This is a genomic window from Staphylococcus sp. HMSC069D12 (assembly GCF_001810405.1).
Classification (GTDB): domain Bacteria; phylum Bacillota; class Bacilli; order Staphylococcales; family Staphylococcaceae; genus Staphylococcus; species Staphylococcus haemolyticus.
Genome location: NZ_KV801108.1, coordinates 478,090 through 493,892 on the forward strand (window position 1 = coordinate 478,090; position 15,803 = coordinate 493,892).

Consider the following 15,803-nt stretch of genomic DNA (forward strand, 5'->3'; position numbering starts at 1 on the left):
ATTGATTTAAGTATAACCACTTTTCAATAAGATGTGTCTTTTTAATTAAACGTTTAATTTGTGTATAATAAATTTAATATAAATTATGATTAATAATCGAGATAGTAAAAGGGAGAAATACGATTATGAAACACATTTTATTAGCTGTTACAGGTGGTATTGCAGCATATAAAGCAATAGATTTAACGAGCAAATTAACACAAGCCGGTTATGATGTACGCGTGATGTTATCAGAACATGCTCAAGAATTTGTTACTCCACTCGCTTTCCAAGCTATTAGTAGAAATCCAGTATATACTAATACGTTTAAGGAAGAGAATCCACAAGAAATTCAACATATCGCACTAGGTGATTGGGCAGATGCGATTGTAGTTGCCCCAGCTACTGCCAATGTGATAGCTAAATTAAGTGTGGGAATCGCAGATGATATTTTGACATCAACCTTGATAGCTACTGAGACGCCAAAGTTTATTGCCCCAGCAATGAATGTACATATGTATGAGAACAACCGCACGCAACATAATATTAAAGTTTTAATGCAAGATGGATATCACTTTATTGAACCTGGGGATGGTTATTTAGCGTGTGGTTATGTTGCTAAAGGACGAATGGAAGAACCTTCGCAGATTGTCAAAGTTCTGAATGATTTTTTCAATTCTCAAAAGATAAAAGAAGAGAGTTCATTTAAAGGTAAACATGCGTTAGTGACAGCTGGACCAACAGTCGAGGTGATTGACCCAGTTCGTTTTGTATCAAATCGTTCTTCTGGAAAAATGGGTTACGCTTTAGCTGAGGCGTTAAGAAATAGAGGTGCTCACGTTACATTAGTAACTGGACCAACACAACTAACTGATCCGATTGATATAGATGTTGTTCATATTGAAAGTGCAGAGGAAATGTTTGAAGCGGTGACGACACGTTTTGATAAACAAGATATAGTTATTAAAGCAGCAGCTGTTTCAGATTATACGCCAATGGAGGTATTAGATCATAAAATGAAAAAGCAAGATGGCACTTTAGCTGTGACGTTTAAACGTACTAAAGATATTCTTAAATATTTAGGTGAACATAAAGGACAACAATACTTAGTTGGGTTCGCTGCTGAAACGCAAAATATAGAAGCATATGCACAAGATAAGTTAAAACGAAAAAATGCAGATGTCATTATTTCAAATAATGTAGGTGACAAGACGATTGGTTTTAAATCAGATGATAATGAATTGACAATGCATTTTAAAAGTAAAGAAATGATTAATATTAAGAGAGGCAAAAAAGTTCAATTAGCTGAACAAATTTTAGATGAATTAGAAACTAGGTGGCAATAATGATTGCAAAGGTAATAGTAGATATTCCTTCTAAGAGCGTTGACTTCAAATTTGATTATCTTATACCCAAAAATTTAGAAGCGTTTATTCAAGTTGGCGTCAGAGTTGTAGTTCCATTCGGTCCTCGTACAATTCAAGGATACGTAATGAATATTGAAACCGAACCAAGTGATGATATTAATCTTGAAAAACTTAAAGAAATCAAAGAAGTCCAAGATATAAAACCTGAATTAACTTCTGAATTAATTCAATTAAGTGAATGGATTAGCCATTATCATGTATCAAAAAGTATTTCTGTATTAGAGGTCATGTTACCGAGTGCTATCAAAGCTAAATATACAAAAGTCTTTGAAGTTGTGAAACATAATGATATGGATGAGCAGTTGCTAAAATTTTTTGATTCCGACGGTCAATATAAGTATAAAGATGCTCAAAAAAATGACCATCTTCCTATTTTAAATAAACTCTTAAAGGCTGGGACTGTAAAAGAAGTAACCCTATTATCTCAAAATATTAAAAAGAAAACACAGAAAGCTGTACGTATTATAGATGGATATCATCCAGATGAAGTCCTTGCTAAACTTGAGAAAAAAATCAAACAATATGATGTATATGCTTACCTTCTAGATGAGCGCCATAAAACTGTCTTTTTAAAAGATATGGAAGAAATGGGTTTTTCTAAATCAAGTATTGACGGATTAGTTAAAAAAGGTTTTATCGAAAAATATAATGCTGAAGTAGAGCGTGATCCTTTTGCTAATCGAGTGTTTGAACAAGAAGAGAAACGAGAACTGACTTCAGAACAACGTATTGCTTATGAAAATATTAAAGAGAAAATTAATAATAGTGAACAACGAACATTCTTACTACATGGCGTGACAGGTTCAGGTAAAACTGAAGTTTACTTGCAAACTATTGAAGAAGTACTTAATAAAGGTAAGGAAGCAATGATGTTAGTCCCTGAAATTGCATTAACACCTCAAATGGTTTTACGATTTAAGCGTCGTTTTGGTGATGATGTAGCAGTATTACATTCTGGCTTATCTAATGGTGAACGGTATGATGAATGGCAAAAGATTAGAGATGGTAGAGCCCGTGTTAGTGTTGGAGCTCGTTCAAGTATTTTTGCCCCTTTTAAAAATTTAGGAATTATCATTATAGATGAAGAGCATGAATCAACGTATAAACAAGAGGATTATCCCCGTTATCACGCGAGAGATATTGCTGAATGGAGAAGTCAATTTCATCAATGTCCTCTAGTCTTAGGAAGTGCAACACCAAGTTTAGAATCATATGCGCGCGCTGAAAAAGGTGTGTATCAGCTACTAACGTTACCTACAAGGGTTAATCAACAGGCTTTACCTTCAATAGATATTGTTGACATGCGAGAAGAATTAAGCGCTGGCAATCGTTCGATGTTTTCTATTGAATTACGAGAGGCTATTGAAGAACGATTACGTAAAAATGAGCAAATCGTATTATTTCTTAATCGTCGAGGATATGCATCATTTATGTTATGTCGAGATTGTGGTTATGTACCACAATGTCCACACTGTGATATCTCATTAACCTATCATAAGTCTACGGACCAATTAAAATGTCATTATTGTGGTTATCATGAGATGCCTCCGAATAAGTGTCCTAATTGTGAGAGTTCGCATATACGTCAAGTAGGGACTGGTACACAACGAGTAGAAGAAATCTTGCAACAAGAATTTGAAGAAGCGCGTATTATACGAATGGATGTTGACACAACTTCTAGAAAAGGTGCTCACGAGAAATTACTTACTGAATTTGAAGAAGGTAAGGGCGATATTTTATTAGGCACACAAATGATTGCAAAAGGGTTGGACTATCCCAATATTACACTAGTAGGTGTTTTGAACGCAGATACAATGTTAAATCTACCTGATTTCCGTGCTAGTGAACGAACGTATCAACTATTAACGCAGGTAGCTGGAAGAGCTGGTCGTCATGATAAACCGGGTAGAGTTATTATTCAAACATACAATCCAGAACACTATGCTATTGAAGATGTTCAAAAGAACGATTACCTAACCTTTTATCAAAAAGAGATGGAATTCAGAAAGATAGGTAAATACCCACCATACTATTTCTTAATTAATTTTACGATATCTCATAAAAATATGAAAAAAGTGATGGAGGCCTCTAAACATATTCATCAAATTTTATTGCAACATCTAACAGATCGCGCGTTAGTTTTAGGGCCATCTCCAGCAGCCATCGCACGAATTAACAATGAACATCGTTTTCAAATTTTAGTTAAATATAAGAGCGAACCAGAATTACTGAAAGCACTTCAATTTTTAGATGATTATTATCATGAAGCTTATTTAAAGGATAAGCTAGCATTAAAAATAGACATTAATCCGCAAATATTAATGTAAAAAATAAGAGTTACGCAATTATTAGGGATGGATTCCTAAATTGCGTAACTCTTTTACTTTAATTACATTACAACATTTCCGTTTTCATCAGCTGGTCTTAATAAAGTTAAGACGCCACTTATAATTGCAATAATGTGTGGAATTCCTGTCCAGAAAAAGGCCAAGTGTAAAAGTCCTGAAATTGTTTTACCTGCATAAAATTTATGAACGCCGAAACCGCCTAAAAAGAATGCGAGCACAATGTATATAATTTTATTTACTTCCATATTTACACCTCCACTGTTAAATATTGTATTTATTGGTATCCTTAATGTATATTTTAAAGGTACAGAAAATAAAAGCAATTAAAACAGATTGAAGTGCCTAAATTTAAGACTAAGATCGCATTTCAAAGTGAATTAAGTTATAATTATATGATGAATTTTTCAAGAGGAGCATATTTAATGGCGATACAAAAATTAGTCCAGTCAACGCATCCTGTATTAACTAAACAAGCACAACCTATTAAAGCGTATGATGCTAAATTAAAAGATTTATTATTAGATTTGGAAGACACATTATATGCAGAAGAGGCCTCAGCTTTATGTGCGCCTCAAATCGGCATAAGTAAACAAGTAGCTATCATTGATATGGAATTTGAAGGATTATTGCAACTAATCAATCCTAAAATCAAATCAGAATCTAATGATAAAATAATCGATCTTGAAGGGTCTGTAAATTTACCGGGTATATATGGAGAAGTCGAACGTAGTAAAATGATTGCAATTGAAGCGAATGATTTAGAAGGTAATACGATTGAACTAACTGCATATGACGATGTAGCTAGAATGATACTGCATATAATCGATCAAATGAATGGTATACCATTTACAAAACGTGCACAGCATTTATTAACAGATGAAGAAGTGGAGGCGTATTTTGAAAATGACTAAAGTGATATTTATGGGGACACCTGATTTTTCAACTAAAGTATTGGAAATGTTAATCGAAGAGCATGACGTCATAGCAGTCGTGACTCAACCCGACAGACCAGTTGGACGTAAACGGGTATTAACGCCACCACCTGTTAAACGAGTGGCTGAAGAACACAATTTACCTGTGTTTCAACCAGAAAAATTAAATCAATCTGATGAATTGGAGCAACTATTACAGTTAGAGCCCGATTTAATTGTTACTGCAGCTTTCGGACAGTTATTGCCTGAACAGTTATTACAATTACCTAAGTTAGGTGCAATTAATGTTCATGCATCATTATTACCAAAGTATCGCGGTGGCGCACCAATACATCAAGCGATAATAGACGGTGAAGCTCAAACAGGAATCACGATCATGTATATGGTTAAAAAGCTAGATGCAGGAAATATTATTTCACAAAAAGCTATTAATATTGAAGATAATGACGATGTAGGTACGATGCATGATAAACTTAGTGTACTCGGTGCTAAACTACTAAAAGAAACGCTACCTTCAATTGTAAATCGCACGAATGATAGTATTGCACAAGATGATGCACAAGCAACATTCGCTTCAAATATTAGCAGAGAAGATGAAAGAATTGATTGGACTATGAATGCAAAAGATATTCATAATCATATTCGTGGCTTATCACCATGGCCAGTTGGTTATACAACTATGGATGATACAAATTTAAAATTATATGCAGCACATATCGTCAGTAATAAAAAAGGTCAACCTGGTGAGATCATAGAGACGACTAAAAAGTCAATTGTTGTTGCTACAGGATCAGATGATGCAATTGCTTTAACAGATATTCAATTAGCTGGCAAGAAACGTATGTTGGCATCAAATTATTTAAGCGGTGTACAAGAATCGCTAGTTGGGAAAATATTAAAATGACACAATCAGTGAGAGAATTAGCGTTTCAAACAATTCAAGAAATATTTAATGACTATGCATACAGTAATCTGAGAATCAATGAAGTTTTATCTGCTGGTAATGTTTCAAATATCGATAAACCTTTATATACTGAACTCGTATATGGGACAGTAAAGAGAAAAATGACATTGGATTTCTATCTTAGACCTTTTGTGAAGACTAAAATAAAAAGTTGGGTAAGACAACTGTTATGGATGAGTTTATATCAATATATTTATCTAGATAAAGTACCGAATCATGCCATCATCAACGAAGCAGTAAATATTGCAAAGCATCGTGGGGGCCCTCATAACGGTAATGTTGTAAACGCAATATTGAGAACAATCTTTAGAAGTGAATTGCCAAGTTTAGAATCTATTAAGAATGATAAGCAGCGTATGGCCATTGAATATAGTATTCCAAAGTGGATTATTGAACATTGGATTACGCACTATGGTGTTGAAACGACACGAAAGATTGCATCATCATTTTTTGATCAAACTGCGGGTACAGTACGTGTTAATACAAGTAAAAATAAAGTTGAAGACGTTGTGTCAAGTTTGCAAGGTGAAGGATATGAAGTTAAAGTCGATGAATTGATTCCATATTGTTTACATCTAAAAGGGCGTCCAATTATTGAATCTTTAAACTTTAAGAATGGTAATATTTCTATTCAAGATAAAAGCTCAATGTTTGTAGGATATTTGATGGGCGTTGAAGAAAATGATGTTATTTTAGATGCTTGTAGTGCACCTGGAGGTAAAGCGTGTCACATAGCTGAGTTATTGGCGCCAAGTGGTCACGTGGATGCTACAGATATCCATAAGCATAAAATTGGTTTAATAAAAGATAATATTGTAAAGTTACAACTTAATAACATTAAAGCTTTTGATCATGATGCAACAAAACCTTACAAAGATGTATATGACAAAATTCTCGTCGATGCACCGTGTAGTGGTTTAGGTGTGCTTAGACACAAGCCAGAAATTAAATATGTTCAAACGCAACAAGATATTCAAGACTTAGTTGAATTACAGTTAGAGATATTAGACAATGTGAAAGATAACTTGAAACCTGGTGGTACACTAGTTTATTCAACATGCACTATTGAACAACTTGAAAATGAAAATGTTATTTATACATTTTTAAAAAATAATAAAGACTTCGAATTTGAACTTATGACTCACCCAGTTACCGGTGAACAAGTGAAGACAATACAAATTCTACCCCAAGACTTTAATTCGGATGGCTTTTTCATCACTAAAATAAAAAGAAAGGAAAGTTAAGATGATAACTACTGAAAAAAAGAAGAAAAATAAATTCTTGCCTGATTTTGAAAAACAGTCGATTTACTCATTAAGATATGATGAAATGCAAGAATGGTTAGTAGAACACGGCCAACAAAAATTTAGAGCCAAACAAATATTTGAATGGTTATATCAAAAGCGCGTAGATAGCATTGATGACATGACAAATTTATCCAAAGATTTGCGTCAAGTTTTAAAAGATAATTTTGCAATGACAACTTTAACTACTGTTGTTAAACAAGAAAGTAAAGATGGAACAATTAAATTCCTATTTGAACTACAAGATGGCTATACTATTGAAACTGTATTAATGCGTCATGACTATGGAAATTCAGTTTGTGTGACAACTCAAGTTGGTTGTCGTATCGGTTGTACATTCTGTGCCTCAACATTAGGAGGCTTAAAACGTAATTTAGAAGCAGGAGAAATTGTTTCACAAGTCTTAACAGTTCAAAAAGCATTAGATGCAACTGATGAACGTGTATCCCAAATTGTTATAATGGGAATTGGTGAACCTTTTGAGAATTATGATGAAATGATGGATTTCTTACGTATTGTTAATGATGACAATAGTTTAAACATCGGTGCACGCCATATTACAGTTTCAACATCAGGTATTATTCCACGTATTTATGATTTTGCCGAAGAAGACATTCAAATTAACTTTGCCGTAAGTTTGCATGCAGCTAAAGATGAAATTCGATCTAAATTAATGCCGATTAACAGAGCATATCATGTAGATAAATTAATGGAAGCAATCAAATATTATCAAGAAAAAACAAATCGCCGTGTGACATTTGAATATGGATTGTTCGGTGGCGTAAATGATCAACTAGAGCACGCACGTGATTTAGCACATCTTATTAAAGATTTGAATTGTCATGTTAACTTAATCCCAGTTAATCATGTTCCAGAACGAAATTACGTCAAAACACCTAAAGACGATATTTTTAAATTTGAAAAAGAACTAAAACGATTAGGTATTAATGCTACAATTAGAAGAGAACAAGGATCAGATATTGACGCAGCATGTGGACAATTAAGAGCGAAGGAACGACAAGTAGAAACGAGGTAATCACAATGCAAAACGCACAATTTTTCACAGATACTGGACAACATAGAAATAAAAATGAAGATGCAGGAGGTATTTTTTATAACCAAACCCAACAACAGTTATTAGTATTATGTGATGGTATGGGTGGTCATAAAGCGGGGGAAATTGCAAGTCAGTTTGTTACTTATGAACTTCAAAAACGTTTTGAAGATGAGAATTTTATAGAGTATGAACAAGCCGAAACTTGGTTGCGTTTTAATTTAAAAGAGATTAATCGTGAACTATTTGAATATGCTCAAACTAATGAAGAATACAAAGGTATGGGTACAACATGCGTTTGTGCCCTTGTATTTGATAAACAATTGGTAGTGGCCAATATAGGGGATTCTAGAGCCTATCTAATTAACTCTAGAGAAATTGAACAAATTACTTATGATCATTCGTTTGTAAATCATTTAGTAATGACAGGTCAAATAACTGAAGAAGAAGCTTTTACACACCCGCAACGTAATATTATTACTAAAGTAATGGGGACAGATAAACGAGTGAGTCCAGATATATTTACAAAACGTTTTAATCATTATGACTTTATAATGTTAAATTCTGATGGCTTAACGGACTATGTTAGAGGTGAAATTATTCATGAGTCTTTCAATGAATCATTATCATTAGAAGAACATGGGGAGCAACTAATTCAATTAGCATTAAATCATGATTCAAAAGATAACATCAGTGTCTTAATAGCAGCTATTGAAGGTGATCATCTATGATTGGAAAGATAGTTAGTGAACGTTACAAAATAGTAGATAAGCTTGGTGGCGGGGGTATGAGTACCGTTTACTTAGCAGAAGATACCATTTTAAATCGTGAAGTAGCGATTAAAGCAATCTCTATTCCTCAGAATGAAAAAGAAGAAACGATGAAGCGTTTCGAACGTGAAGTTAACAATGCGACACAACTTTCACATGAAAATATTGTTGAAGTATATGATGTTCAAGAAAATGAAGAGTGCTTCTTTCTAATTATGGAATATATAGATGGACCTACCTTATCAGAATACATACATAGCCATGGACCTTTAAGTGTAGATACAGCTATTGATTTCACGAATCAGATTTTAAAAGGTGTGGCTCAAGCACATGAAAAACTTATCATACATAGAGATATAAAACCTCAGAACATTTTAATTGATAAGAATAAAACATTAAAAATTTTTGACTTTGGAATTGCAAAAGCATTAAGTGAAACATCTATGACACAGACGAATCATGTATTAGGTACAGTTCAGTATCTCTCACCAGAACAAGCTAAAGGTGAAACTACGAATGAAGCAACTGATATCTATTCCATCGGTATTGTTCTTTACGAAATGTTAGTTGGTGAACCGCCTTTTAATGGTGAGACAGCCGTTAGTATCGCAATAAAACATATTCAAGATTCAATTCCAAATGTAACGGAGTTAAGATCTGAAATACCTCAATCACTTAGTAATGTCGTACTTAAAGCAACGGAGAAGAAAGCCTCAGATCGCTATCAAAGTGTTAAAGATATGAAAGAAGATTTAAGTAGTGTGCTTGTCTCTAGTCGTGCTAATGAAAAGAAGCATTCTATTGAAGAAGATGAGACAAATACAGTATCGATTGATAGACAAGATATTAAAAGTAAAATAAAAGAAGAAAATGAACAAAAACAAATTGCACAAACGATGCAAATACCGATTGTTAATGAGCATCATTTTCAAACTAACGAAGCACAAATCTATGAACCACCTAAGAAAAAACGTTCAAAAAAGAAGAAATTCGCTATTGTGCTTATTTTACTTTTATTAGTCGCAAGTTTATTTGGTTTTATAGCGATGGGCATGTTTGGTAGTAAATATGCGGAAATGCCTGATCTTAAAGGTAAAACTGAAAAAGAAGCGGAAAAAATTCTACGACAATCTCATTTAGAAATTGGTAATATCTCTAGAGATTACAGTGATGATTATCCGGAAAATAAAATAATAAAGACTAAACCAAAACAAGGTGAAAGAGTTAATCAGCATGAAAAAGTAGATATTGTGCTTTCAAAAGGGCCCGAACGTGCTAAAATGCCTAATGTTATGGGCATGAAAAAAGCAGATGCATTAGATAAATTGAAACAATCTAAACTTGATCATGTGACAGTCAATCAAGAATATAATAATCAGGTACCTAAAGGTGCTATAGCTAAGCAAAGTGTTAATCCTGATAGTTATGTTCGCATAAACGATCATCAAATTACTTTAACCGAATCATTAGGTGTTAAAAAGGTATATGTTAAAAATTATGAAAATAAAAATTATCAAACTGCAAAGAAAGAACTTGAAAAAAGTGGTCTGAAAGTACAAATGACAACAGAATCAAGTAATAATGTTAAAAAGGATAATATTATTTCACAAAGCCCTAAAAATACAGAGGTTGAAGAGGGAAGTACAGTACAATTCATTGTTTCAAAAGGAAAAGCATCTTCAAAAGATGGAGACAAAGATTCAGAGAAATCTAAATCTTCTAGTGAAGACAAGTCTGATGATAAACAAAAAGTTAAGAATTATACAGAAACATATCACATCCCATATACGGGAGATGACGAAAGTCAAAAAGTTCAAGTTTACATTAGAGATAAGGACAATAGTGGCACATCTGCTAGCCAAACGTTTAGTATAAAAGATGACAAAACGATAACGATTCCGCTTAAAATTGAGCAAGGCTCAGACGCGGGCTATACGATCAGAGTTGATGGCGATGTAATTGCAGATAAAGATATAGAATATTAAATTTAACCCTTTTAGTGAATGGAATAATGCACATTCGCTAAAAGGGTTTCTTCATGAAAAATATATCGTAAAATTATTATGTAAACTAAAGAAATAAATATATTATGATAAATCATCTCTTCAATTCACTTCTGAATATAATAATCTTCAAGCATTTGCTATAATAATTTAATATAAATAATGATTAAGAGGTGTCATTTTGGAAACTGGACGAATTATCAAACTAATTAGTGGTGTCTATCAAGTCGATGTTGATGGAACTTTATATGATACTAAACCACGCGGTCTTTTCAGAAAGAAGAAATTTTCACCAATTGTGGGAGATATCGTTGATTTTGAAATTCAAAACACAAGTGAGGGCTATATTCATCACATTCACGAGCGTCATAATGAATTGAAACGACCACCAGTTAGTAATATTGATGGCTTAATCATCGTGATGAGCGCTGTAGAACCAGATTTTTCAACGCAATTGTTAGATCGCTTCTTGGTTATAGCGCATTCGTATAATTTAGAGCCGAGTATTCTAGTGACTAAAAAGGATTTAGCCTCTGAAAATGAAATTGAACAAATTAATGCGTGGTTAAAAATTTATGAAGAAATTGGTTACAATACGCAATTTGTAGGCAAGCATACGAATCAACAAGAAGTTGTGGCTACATGGCCTAAAGGGCTCATTGTATTAAGTGGTCAATCAGGTGTAGGTAAATCAACGTTTATCAATGCGTTTAAACCAGAACTAAATTTAGAAACTAATCATATCTCTAAGTCGCTTAATCGTGGTAAACATACAACTAGACATGTAGAGTTATTTGAAAGAGAATCTGGTTTTATCGCAGATACACCTGGATTTAGTGCGCTAGATTTCGATCATATTGATAAAGATGAATTGAAGCATTATTTTATAGAAATGAATCGCTTTGGTGAAGAATGTAAATTTCGAAATTGCAACCACATTAAGGAACCAAAGTGTCATGTCAAACAGCAATTAGAAAATGGTTATTTAGCACAATTTCGCTATGATCACTATATTCAATTATATAATGAAATTTCAAATAGAAAGGTCAGATATTAATGAAGAAAATCTACCCATCACTTTTATCAGCCGATTTTTTAAATTTAGAGAATGAAATTAAAGCTTTAGAAGAAGCACAAATTGATGGTCTGCACTTTGATGTAATGGATGGTCAATTTGTACCTAATATTTCTATTGGTATTCCTATTCTTGATTCAGTTAGAGCAATTACTCAATTACCGATTGATGTTCACTTAATGATCGAACAACCTGAACAATATATTAATACCTTTGCTGAACACGGTGCTGACATGATATCAATACATGTAGAGGCTACACAGCATATTCATAGAGCATTACAAATGATAAAAAATGCCGGAAAGAAGGCTGGCGTTGTAATTAATCCTGGTACACCAGTTGAGTCATTATTGCCAGTACTTGAAATTGTTGATTTTGTACTTGTTATGACTGTAAATCCAGGATTTGGTGGTCAATCATTTATAGAAGCATGTGCAGCAAAAGTGAAAATCTTAAGAGATTTAAGACAATCATTAAATTTAAATTTTAATATCGAAGTTGATGGTGGTATCAACAATGAAACTATTAAAATATGTGCTGATAATGGGGCAGATATGTTTGTTACCGGTTCTTATTTCTTTAAACAGAAAGATTATGGTAAGGTAACACAATTATTGAAAGGCTGATATTGATATGCGAATCAATTTATTATGTAGTGACCGTCATTTGCCATCAGATGTATTAACCGCATTGAAGAAGGACCGCTGGGGCGGGATTGATAGAGGTGCACTTATTCTAATAAATCATTCTATTATTCCAGTTTTCTCAGTTGGAGATTTTGATTCTGTTTCAGAAGAAGAACGTCATCAATTGAAACACGAATTAAATATCAAACCAGTTAAGGCTGAAAAAGATGATACTGATTTGGCATTAGGTGTAGAGGAAGCTGTTAATAGAGGATTTACAGAAATACATATTTATGGAGCAACAGGTGGTAGATTAGATCATTTTATGGGTGTTTTGCAAATACTACAAAAGCCAAAATATGTAGAACAAAACATCTTAATTATTGTTGAAGATCTACAAAATGAAATTAAGTTATTGAAGAAAGGTAGTCATGAAATTCATAAATTACAAAATTATCCATATGTTTCATTTATTCCAGTTAGTGATATGGTTGCTTTGTCATTAGTTGGATTTAAATACAATTTGAATCATCAACCTCTTGAAAAAGGATCTACACTTACATTATCGAATGAGGTTAAAGAGAAAATTGCACAAATCGAAGTACATGATGGACAAGTCTTACAGATTAGAAGTAGAGATGCAAATTAAAATTAAGCATAAAAAAATGCCTTCACCACATATGAAGGCATTTTTTAGTGCATTATATTTATTAAACTCTAGTAACTTTACCAGATTTTAAAGCACGAGCAGAAACCCAAACTTTTTTAGGTTTTCCGTCAACTAAAATTCTAACTTTTTGAAGGTTAGCATTAAATCTGCGTTTATTCGCATTTAAAGCGTGTGAACGATTATTACCAGTCGATGCTTTACGACCTGTTACGTAACATTGTTTACCCATCAAAGTACCTCCTTTAATAAATATAAATACACTTGACTACTTATATACTTAAATAAGATACCATATATAAAATTTTAAAGCAACGAAATTAAAGGCGTTTTCTTTAAAAATGTTTTGAAATTTATAATTTATGGTATAATTGTAAGCTGAGGAGTTATGTAATATATTTAATTAAGTTATTAAGACTTATTTATGGAAGAATCGGTTATTTTCAATTATGAATTTAATTGTAAGTCATTTTTAAACAAATTTCAGGAGGAAAATAAAGATGACAATAGAAATCTCAAATGATTATGGTAAAATCGATATCTCAAATGAAGTCATTGCTTCTGTAGTAGGCAGCAAAGCTGTTGAAAGCTATGGTATTGTAGGCATGGCATCAAGACAACAAGTTAGAGATGGCATTGCCGATATTTTAGGACATGAAAATTATGCTAGAGGCATTGAAGTAAAAGAAAACAATGGTGTCATTGATATAGATATGTATATTATTGTAAGCTATGGTGTAAAAATTTCAGAAGTAGCAAACAACGTACAATCATCAGTAAAATATACACTTGAAAACTCACTAAATGTTAAAGTGAATTCAATTAATATATTTGTACAAGGTGTAAGACTTAATAATAAGGGCAAGTAGGTATAGGAGGACTTAGCAGGATGATTAGCAAAATTAATGGTAAATTATTTGCCGATATGATAATACAAGGGGCACAAAATTTATCTAATAATGCAGATTTAGTGGATTCTTTAAATGTATACCCTGTGCCAGATGGCGATACAGGAACGAATATGAATCTTACAATTACTTCTGGACGTGAAGAAGTTGAAAATAATTTATCTCAAAGCACTGGTGAATTAGGGAAGACATTCTCTAAAGGATTACTTATGGGTGCTCGTGGCAACTCAGGTGTTATTCTATCTCAATTATTTAGAGGTTTCTGTAAAAATATAGAAACTGAAAATGAAATAAATGCGCAACAACTTGCAAGTAGTTTTCAAGCGGGAGTTGATACAGCTTATAAAGCAGTGATGAAACCGGTTGAAGGTACGATCTTAACTGTTGCTAAAGATGCAGCAAAAGCTGCGGTTAATAAAGCCGAAGAAACAGATGATTGCGTTGAAGTTATGGAATATACAATTGCGGAAGCTGAAAAATCATTAAATAATACGCCAAATCTACTTGCCGTATTAAAAGAAGTTGGTGTAGTAGATAGTGGCGGTAAAGGATTACTATGTGTGTATGAAGGCTTCTTAAAAGGATTGACAGGTCAAACTATTGAAGCTAAAAAAGAAAAGTTAAACACAGAAGAATTAGTACATGAAGAACATGATTTCCACGGTGTGATAAATACTGAAGATATTAAATACGGCTATTGTACTGAAATGATGGTTCGCTTTGGAAAAGATAAAAGAGCATTTGATGAACAAACATTTAGAACAGATATGAGTCAATTCGGTGATTCTTTACTTGTGATTAATGATGATGAAATTGTTAAAGTGCACGTACATACTGAAACGCCTGGTGAAGTGTTCAACTATGGTCAAGAGTATGGTGAACTTATTAAATTAAAAGTTGAAAATATGCGTGAACAACATCGTGAAGTGATTAGAAAAGAGAAACTAAATCATCATTCTGAACAGCAAGAAGAATCAAAAACAGTTGAGACTGCGATTATCGCGATTTCAATGGGTGATGGTATTTCTGAATTGTTTACATCTATGGGTGCGACACATATCATAAGTGGTGGGCAAACAATGAATCCTTCAACAGAAGATATTGTGAAAGTAATTGAGCAATCGCAATGCAAACGCGCTATTATTCTACCAAATAATAAAAATATTAGAATGTCGAGTGATCAAGCTGCAACTTTAGTTGAAGCGGATACAGTTGTTATACCTACAACATCAATTCCACAAGGTATTGCGGCATTGTTCCAATACGATCCTTCATCATCACTTGAAGATAATCACTCTCATATGACAACAGCATTAGAATCAGTGAAATCTGGTTCAGTAACATTTGCTGTTCGCGACACTAAAATTGATGGTGTAGAAATTAAAAAAGGCGAATTCATGGGATTGTCAGAAAGCAAAATTGTTACAAGCAATGATGATGAATTTGCTACAGTCACTGGTTTGCTTAAAGCTATGCTTAACGAAGATAGTGAAATTTTAACTATCATTGCTGGTGAGGATGCAAATGATGAAATCTCTGACAAATTAGTAGAATGGGTTGAAAGTGAATACCCAGATGTTGAAGTAGAAGAACATAATGGTGGGCAACCGATTTATCAATATTTATTCTCAGTTGAATAACTAATTACTAAAATAGCTATGAAGTAATCTATGACTATAGAATGCTTCATAGCTATTTTTTATGTTTGAATGCAAAAATGGCGCAATTACCTCTATAATTATTAGC

The 15,803-nt window shown here is 33.0% G+C and carries 15 protein-coding genes; 13 read left to right on the forward strand and 2 right to left on the reverse strand.

The annotated features are described in order from the left end of the window. Positions 1–125: 125 nt before the first annotated feature. Positions 126–1,325 (forward strand): bifunctional phosphopantothenoylcysteine decarboxylase/phosphopantothenate--cysteine ligase CoaBC, encoded by a 1,200-nt coding sequence (gene coaBC / locus HMPREF2737_RS08085; RefSeq protein WP_037552330.1) that lies wholly within the window; start codon positions 126–128, stop codon positions 1,323–1,325. Continuing rightward, positions 1,325–3,733: a primosomal protein N' gene (gene priA, locus HMPREF2737_RS08090; protein ID WP_037552327.1), complete on the forward strand. Its 2,409-nt coding sequence runs from the start codon at positions 1,325–1,327 to the stop codon at positions 3,731–3,733. The genes coaBC and priA overlap by 1 nt, the downstream gene beginning before the upstream one ends. Before the next feature lie 62 nt (positions 3,734–3,795). Here priA and HMPREF2737_RS08095 read toward each other — a convergent pair whose 3' ends face one another. Further along, positions 3,796–3,999, reverse strand: a complete 204-nt coding sequence (locus tag HMPREF2737_RS08095; RefSeq protein ID WP_037552326.1) for a TM2 domain-containing protein — start codon at positions 3,997–3,999, stop codon at positions 3,796–3,798. A gap of 177 nt (positions 4,000–4,176) precedes the next feature. Between HMPREF2737_RS08095 and HMPREF2737_RS08100 the strand changes: the two genes are divergently transcribed. The 9 genes from HMPREF2737_RS08100 to HMPREF2737_RS08140 all read left to right on the forward strand — a co-directional run bounded on the left by HMPREF2737_RS08100 (position 4,177) and on the right by HMPREF2737_RS08140 (position 13,131). Beyond that, complete coding sequence (locus HMPREF2737_RS08100; RefSeq protein ID WP_037552324.1) at positions 4,177–4,665, forward strand: peptide deformylase; 489 nt, start codon at positions 4,177–4,179, stop codon at positions 4,663–4,665. Beyond that, entirely contained in the window at positions 4,658–5,590 is a 933-nt protein-coding gene (gene fmt / locus HMPREF2737_RS08105) for a methionyl-tRNA formyltransferase (protein WP_037552389.1), read from the forward strand. The genes HMPREF2737_RS08100 and fmt overlap by 8 nt, the downstream gene beginning before the upstream one ends. Further along, positions 5,587–6,894: a 16S rRNA (cytosine(967)-C(5))-methyltransferase RsmB gene (rsmB, locus tag HMPREF2737_RS08110; RefSeq protein ID WP_037552322.1), complete on the forward strand. Its 1,308-nt coding sequence runs from the start codon at positions 5,587–5,589 to the stop codon at positions 6,892–6,894. Before fmt ends, rsmB begins: the two co-directional genes overlap by 4 nt. Before the next feature lies 1 nt (position 6,895). Further along, positions 6,896–7,990 carry a dual-specificity RNA methyltransferase RlmN gene (rlmN, locus tag HMPREF2737_RS08115; RefSeq protein ID WP_011275982.1) on the forward strand — a complete coding sequence of 365 codons (1,095 nt, stop codon included), beginning with the start codon at positions 6,896–6,898 and terminating at the stop codon, positions 7,988–7,990. A 5-nt stretch (positions 7,991–7,995) separates the two neighbouring features. Continuing rightward, positions 7,996–8,739 carry a Stp1/IreP family PP2C-type Ser/Thr phosphatase gene (locus HMPREF2737_RS08120; RefSeq protein WP_037552320.1) on the forward strand — a complete coding sequence of 248 codons (744 nt, stop codon included), beginning with the start codon at positions 7,996–7,998 and terminating at the stop codon, positions 8,737–8,739. Beyond that, positions 8,736–10,763 carry a Stk1 family PASTA domain-containing Ser/Thr kinase gene (pknB, locus tag HMPREF2737_RS08125; protein ID WP_037552318.1) on the forward strand — a complete coding sequence of 676 codons (2,028 nt, stop codon included), beginning with the start codon at positions 8,736–8,738 and terminating at the stop codon, positions 10,761–10,763. Before HMPREF2737_RS08120 ends, pknB begins: the two co-directional genes overlap by 4 nt. 199 nt (positions 10,764–10,962) lie before the next feature. Beyond that, a complete protein-coding gene (gene rsgA, locus HMPREF2737_RS08130) occupies positions 10,963–11,838 on the forward strand; it encodes a ribosome small subunit-dependent GTPase A (protein WP_037552317.1) in 876 nt (291 codons plus the stop codon). Further along, a complete protein-coding gene (gene rpe, locus HMPREF2737_RS08135; protein ID WP_037552315.1) occupies positions 11,838–12,482 on the forward strand; it encodes a ribulose-phosphate 3-epimerase in 645 nt (214 codons plus the stop codon). The genes rsgA and rpe overlap by 1 nt, the downstream gene beginning before the upstream one ends. Before the next feature lie 7 nt (positions 12,483–12,489). Continuing rightward, a complete protein-coding gene (locus HMPREF2737_RS08140; RefSeq protein WP_037552313.1) occupies positions 12,490–13,131 on the forward strand; it encodes a thiamine diphosphokinase in 642 nt (213 codons plus the stop codon). Between the two features lie 61 nt (positions 13,132–13,192). On the opposite strand, the gene rpmB is transcribed toward HMPREF2737_RS08140, so the two are convergent. Then, positions 13,193–13,381, reverse strand: coding sequence for a 50S ribosomal protein L28 (gene rpmB, locus HMPREF2737_RS08145; RefSeq protein WP_011275976.1), 189 nt, complete (start codon positions 13,379–13,381; stop codon positions 13,193–13,195). Between the two features lie 268 nt (positions 13,382–13,649). Between rpmB and HMPREF2737_RS08150 the strand changes: the two genes are divergently transcribed. Next, positions 13,650–14,018: an Asp23/Gls24 family envelope stress response protein gene (locus HMPREF2737_RS08150; protein ID WP_037552311.1), complete on the forward strand. Its 369-nt coding sequence runs from the start codon at positions 13,650–13,652 to the stop codon at positions 14,016–14,018. Positions 14,019–14,038: 20 nt separating this feature from the next. Further along, the gene (gene fakA / locus HMPREF2737_RS08155; RefSeq protein ID WP_037552309.1) at positions 14,039–15,697 is read left to right on the forward strand and encodes a fatty acid kinase catalytic subunit FakA; all 1,659 of its coding nucleotides are present in this window, start codon (positions 14,039–14,041) and stop codon (positions 15,695–15,697) included. Positions 15,698–15,803: the final 106 nt, after the last annotated feature.

Coding starts and splice junctions, on each gene's coding strand:
- coaBC (WP_037552330.1), top strand. CDS start 126: ATGAAACACATTTTATTAGCTGTTACAGGTGGTATTGCAGCATATAAA.
- HMPREF2737_RS08140 (WP_037552313.1), top strand. CDS start 12,490: ATGCGAATCAATTTATTATGTAGTGACCGTCATTTGCCATCAGATGTA.
- HMPREF2737_RS08095 (WP_037552326.1), bottom strand. CDS start 3,999: ATGGAAGTAAATAAAATTATATACATTGTGCTCGCATTCTTTTTAGGC.
- fmt (WP_037552389.1), top strand. CDS start 4,658: ATGACTAAAGTGATATTTATGGGGACACCTGATTTTTCAACTAAAGTA.
- rsmB (WP_037552322.1), top strand. CDS start 5,587: ATGACACAATCAGTGAGAGAATTAGCGTTTCAAACAATTCAAGAAATA.
- priA (WP_037552327.1), top strand. CDS start 1,325: ATGATTGCAAAGGTAATAGTAGATATTCCTTCTAAGAGCGTTGACTTC.
- pknB (WP_037552318.1), top strand. CDS start 8,736: ATGATTGGAAAGATAGTTAGTGAACGTTACAAAATAGTAGATAAGCTT.
- rlmN (WP_011275982.1), top strand. CDS start 6,896: ATGATAACTACTGAAAAAAAGAAGAAAAATAAATTCTTGCCTGATTTT.
- HMPREF2737_RS08100 (WP_037552324.1), top strand. CDS start 4,177: ATGGCGATACAAAAATTAGTCCAGTCAACGCATCCTGTATTAACTAAA.
- rpe (WP_037552315.1), top strand. CDS start 11,838: ATGAAGAAAATCTACCCATCACTTTTATCAGCCGATTTTTTAAATTTA.
- HMPREF2737_RS08150 (WP_037552311.1), top strand. CDS start 13,650: ATGACAATAGAAATCTCAAATGATTATGGTAAAATCGATATCTCAAAT.
- HMPREF2737_RS08120 (WP_037552320.1), top strand. CDS start 7,996: ATGCAAAACGCACAATTTTTCACAGATACTGGACAACATAGAAATAAA.
- rpmB (WP_011275976.1), bottom strand. CDS start 13,381: ATGGGTAAACAATGTTACGTAACAGGTCGTAAAGCATCGACTGGTAAT.
- fakA (WP_037552309.1), top strand. CDS start 14,039: ATGATTAGCAAAATTAATGGTAAATTATTTGCCGATATGATAATACAA.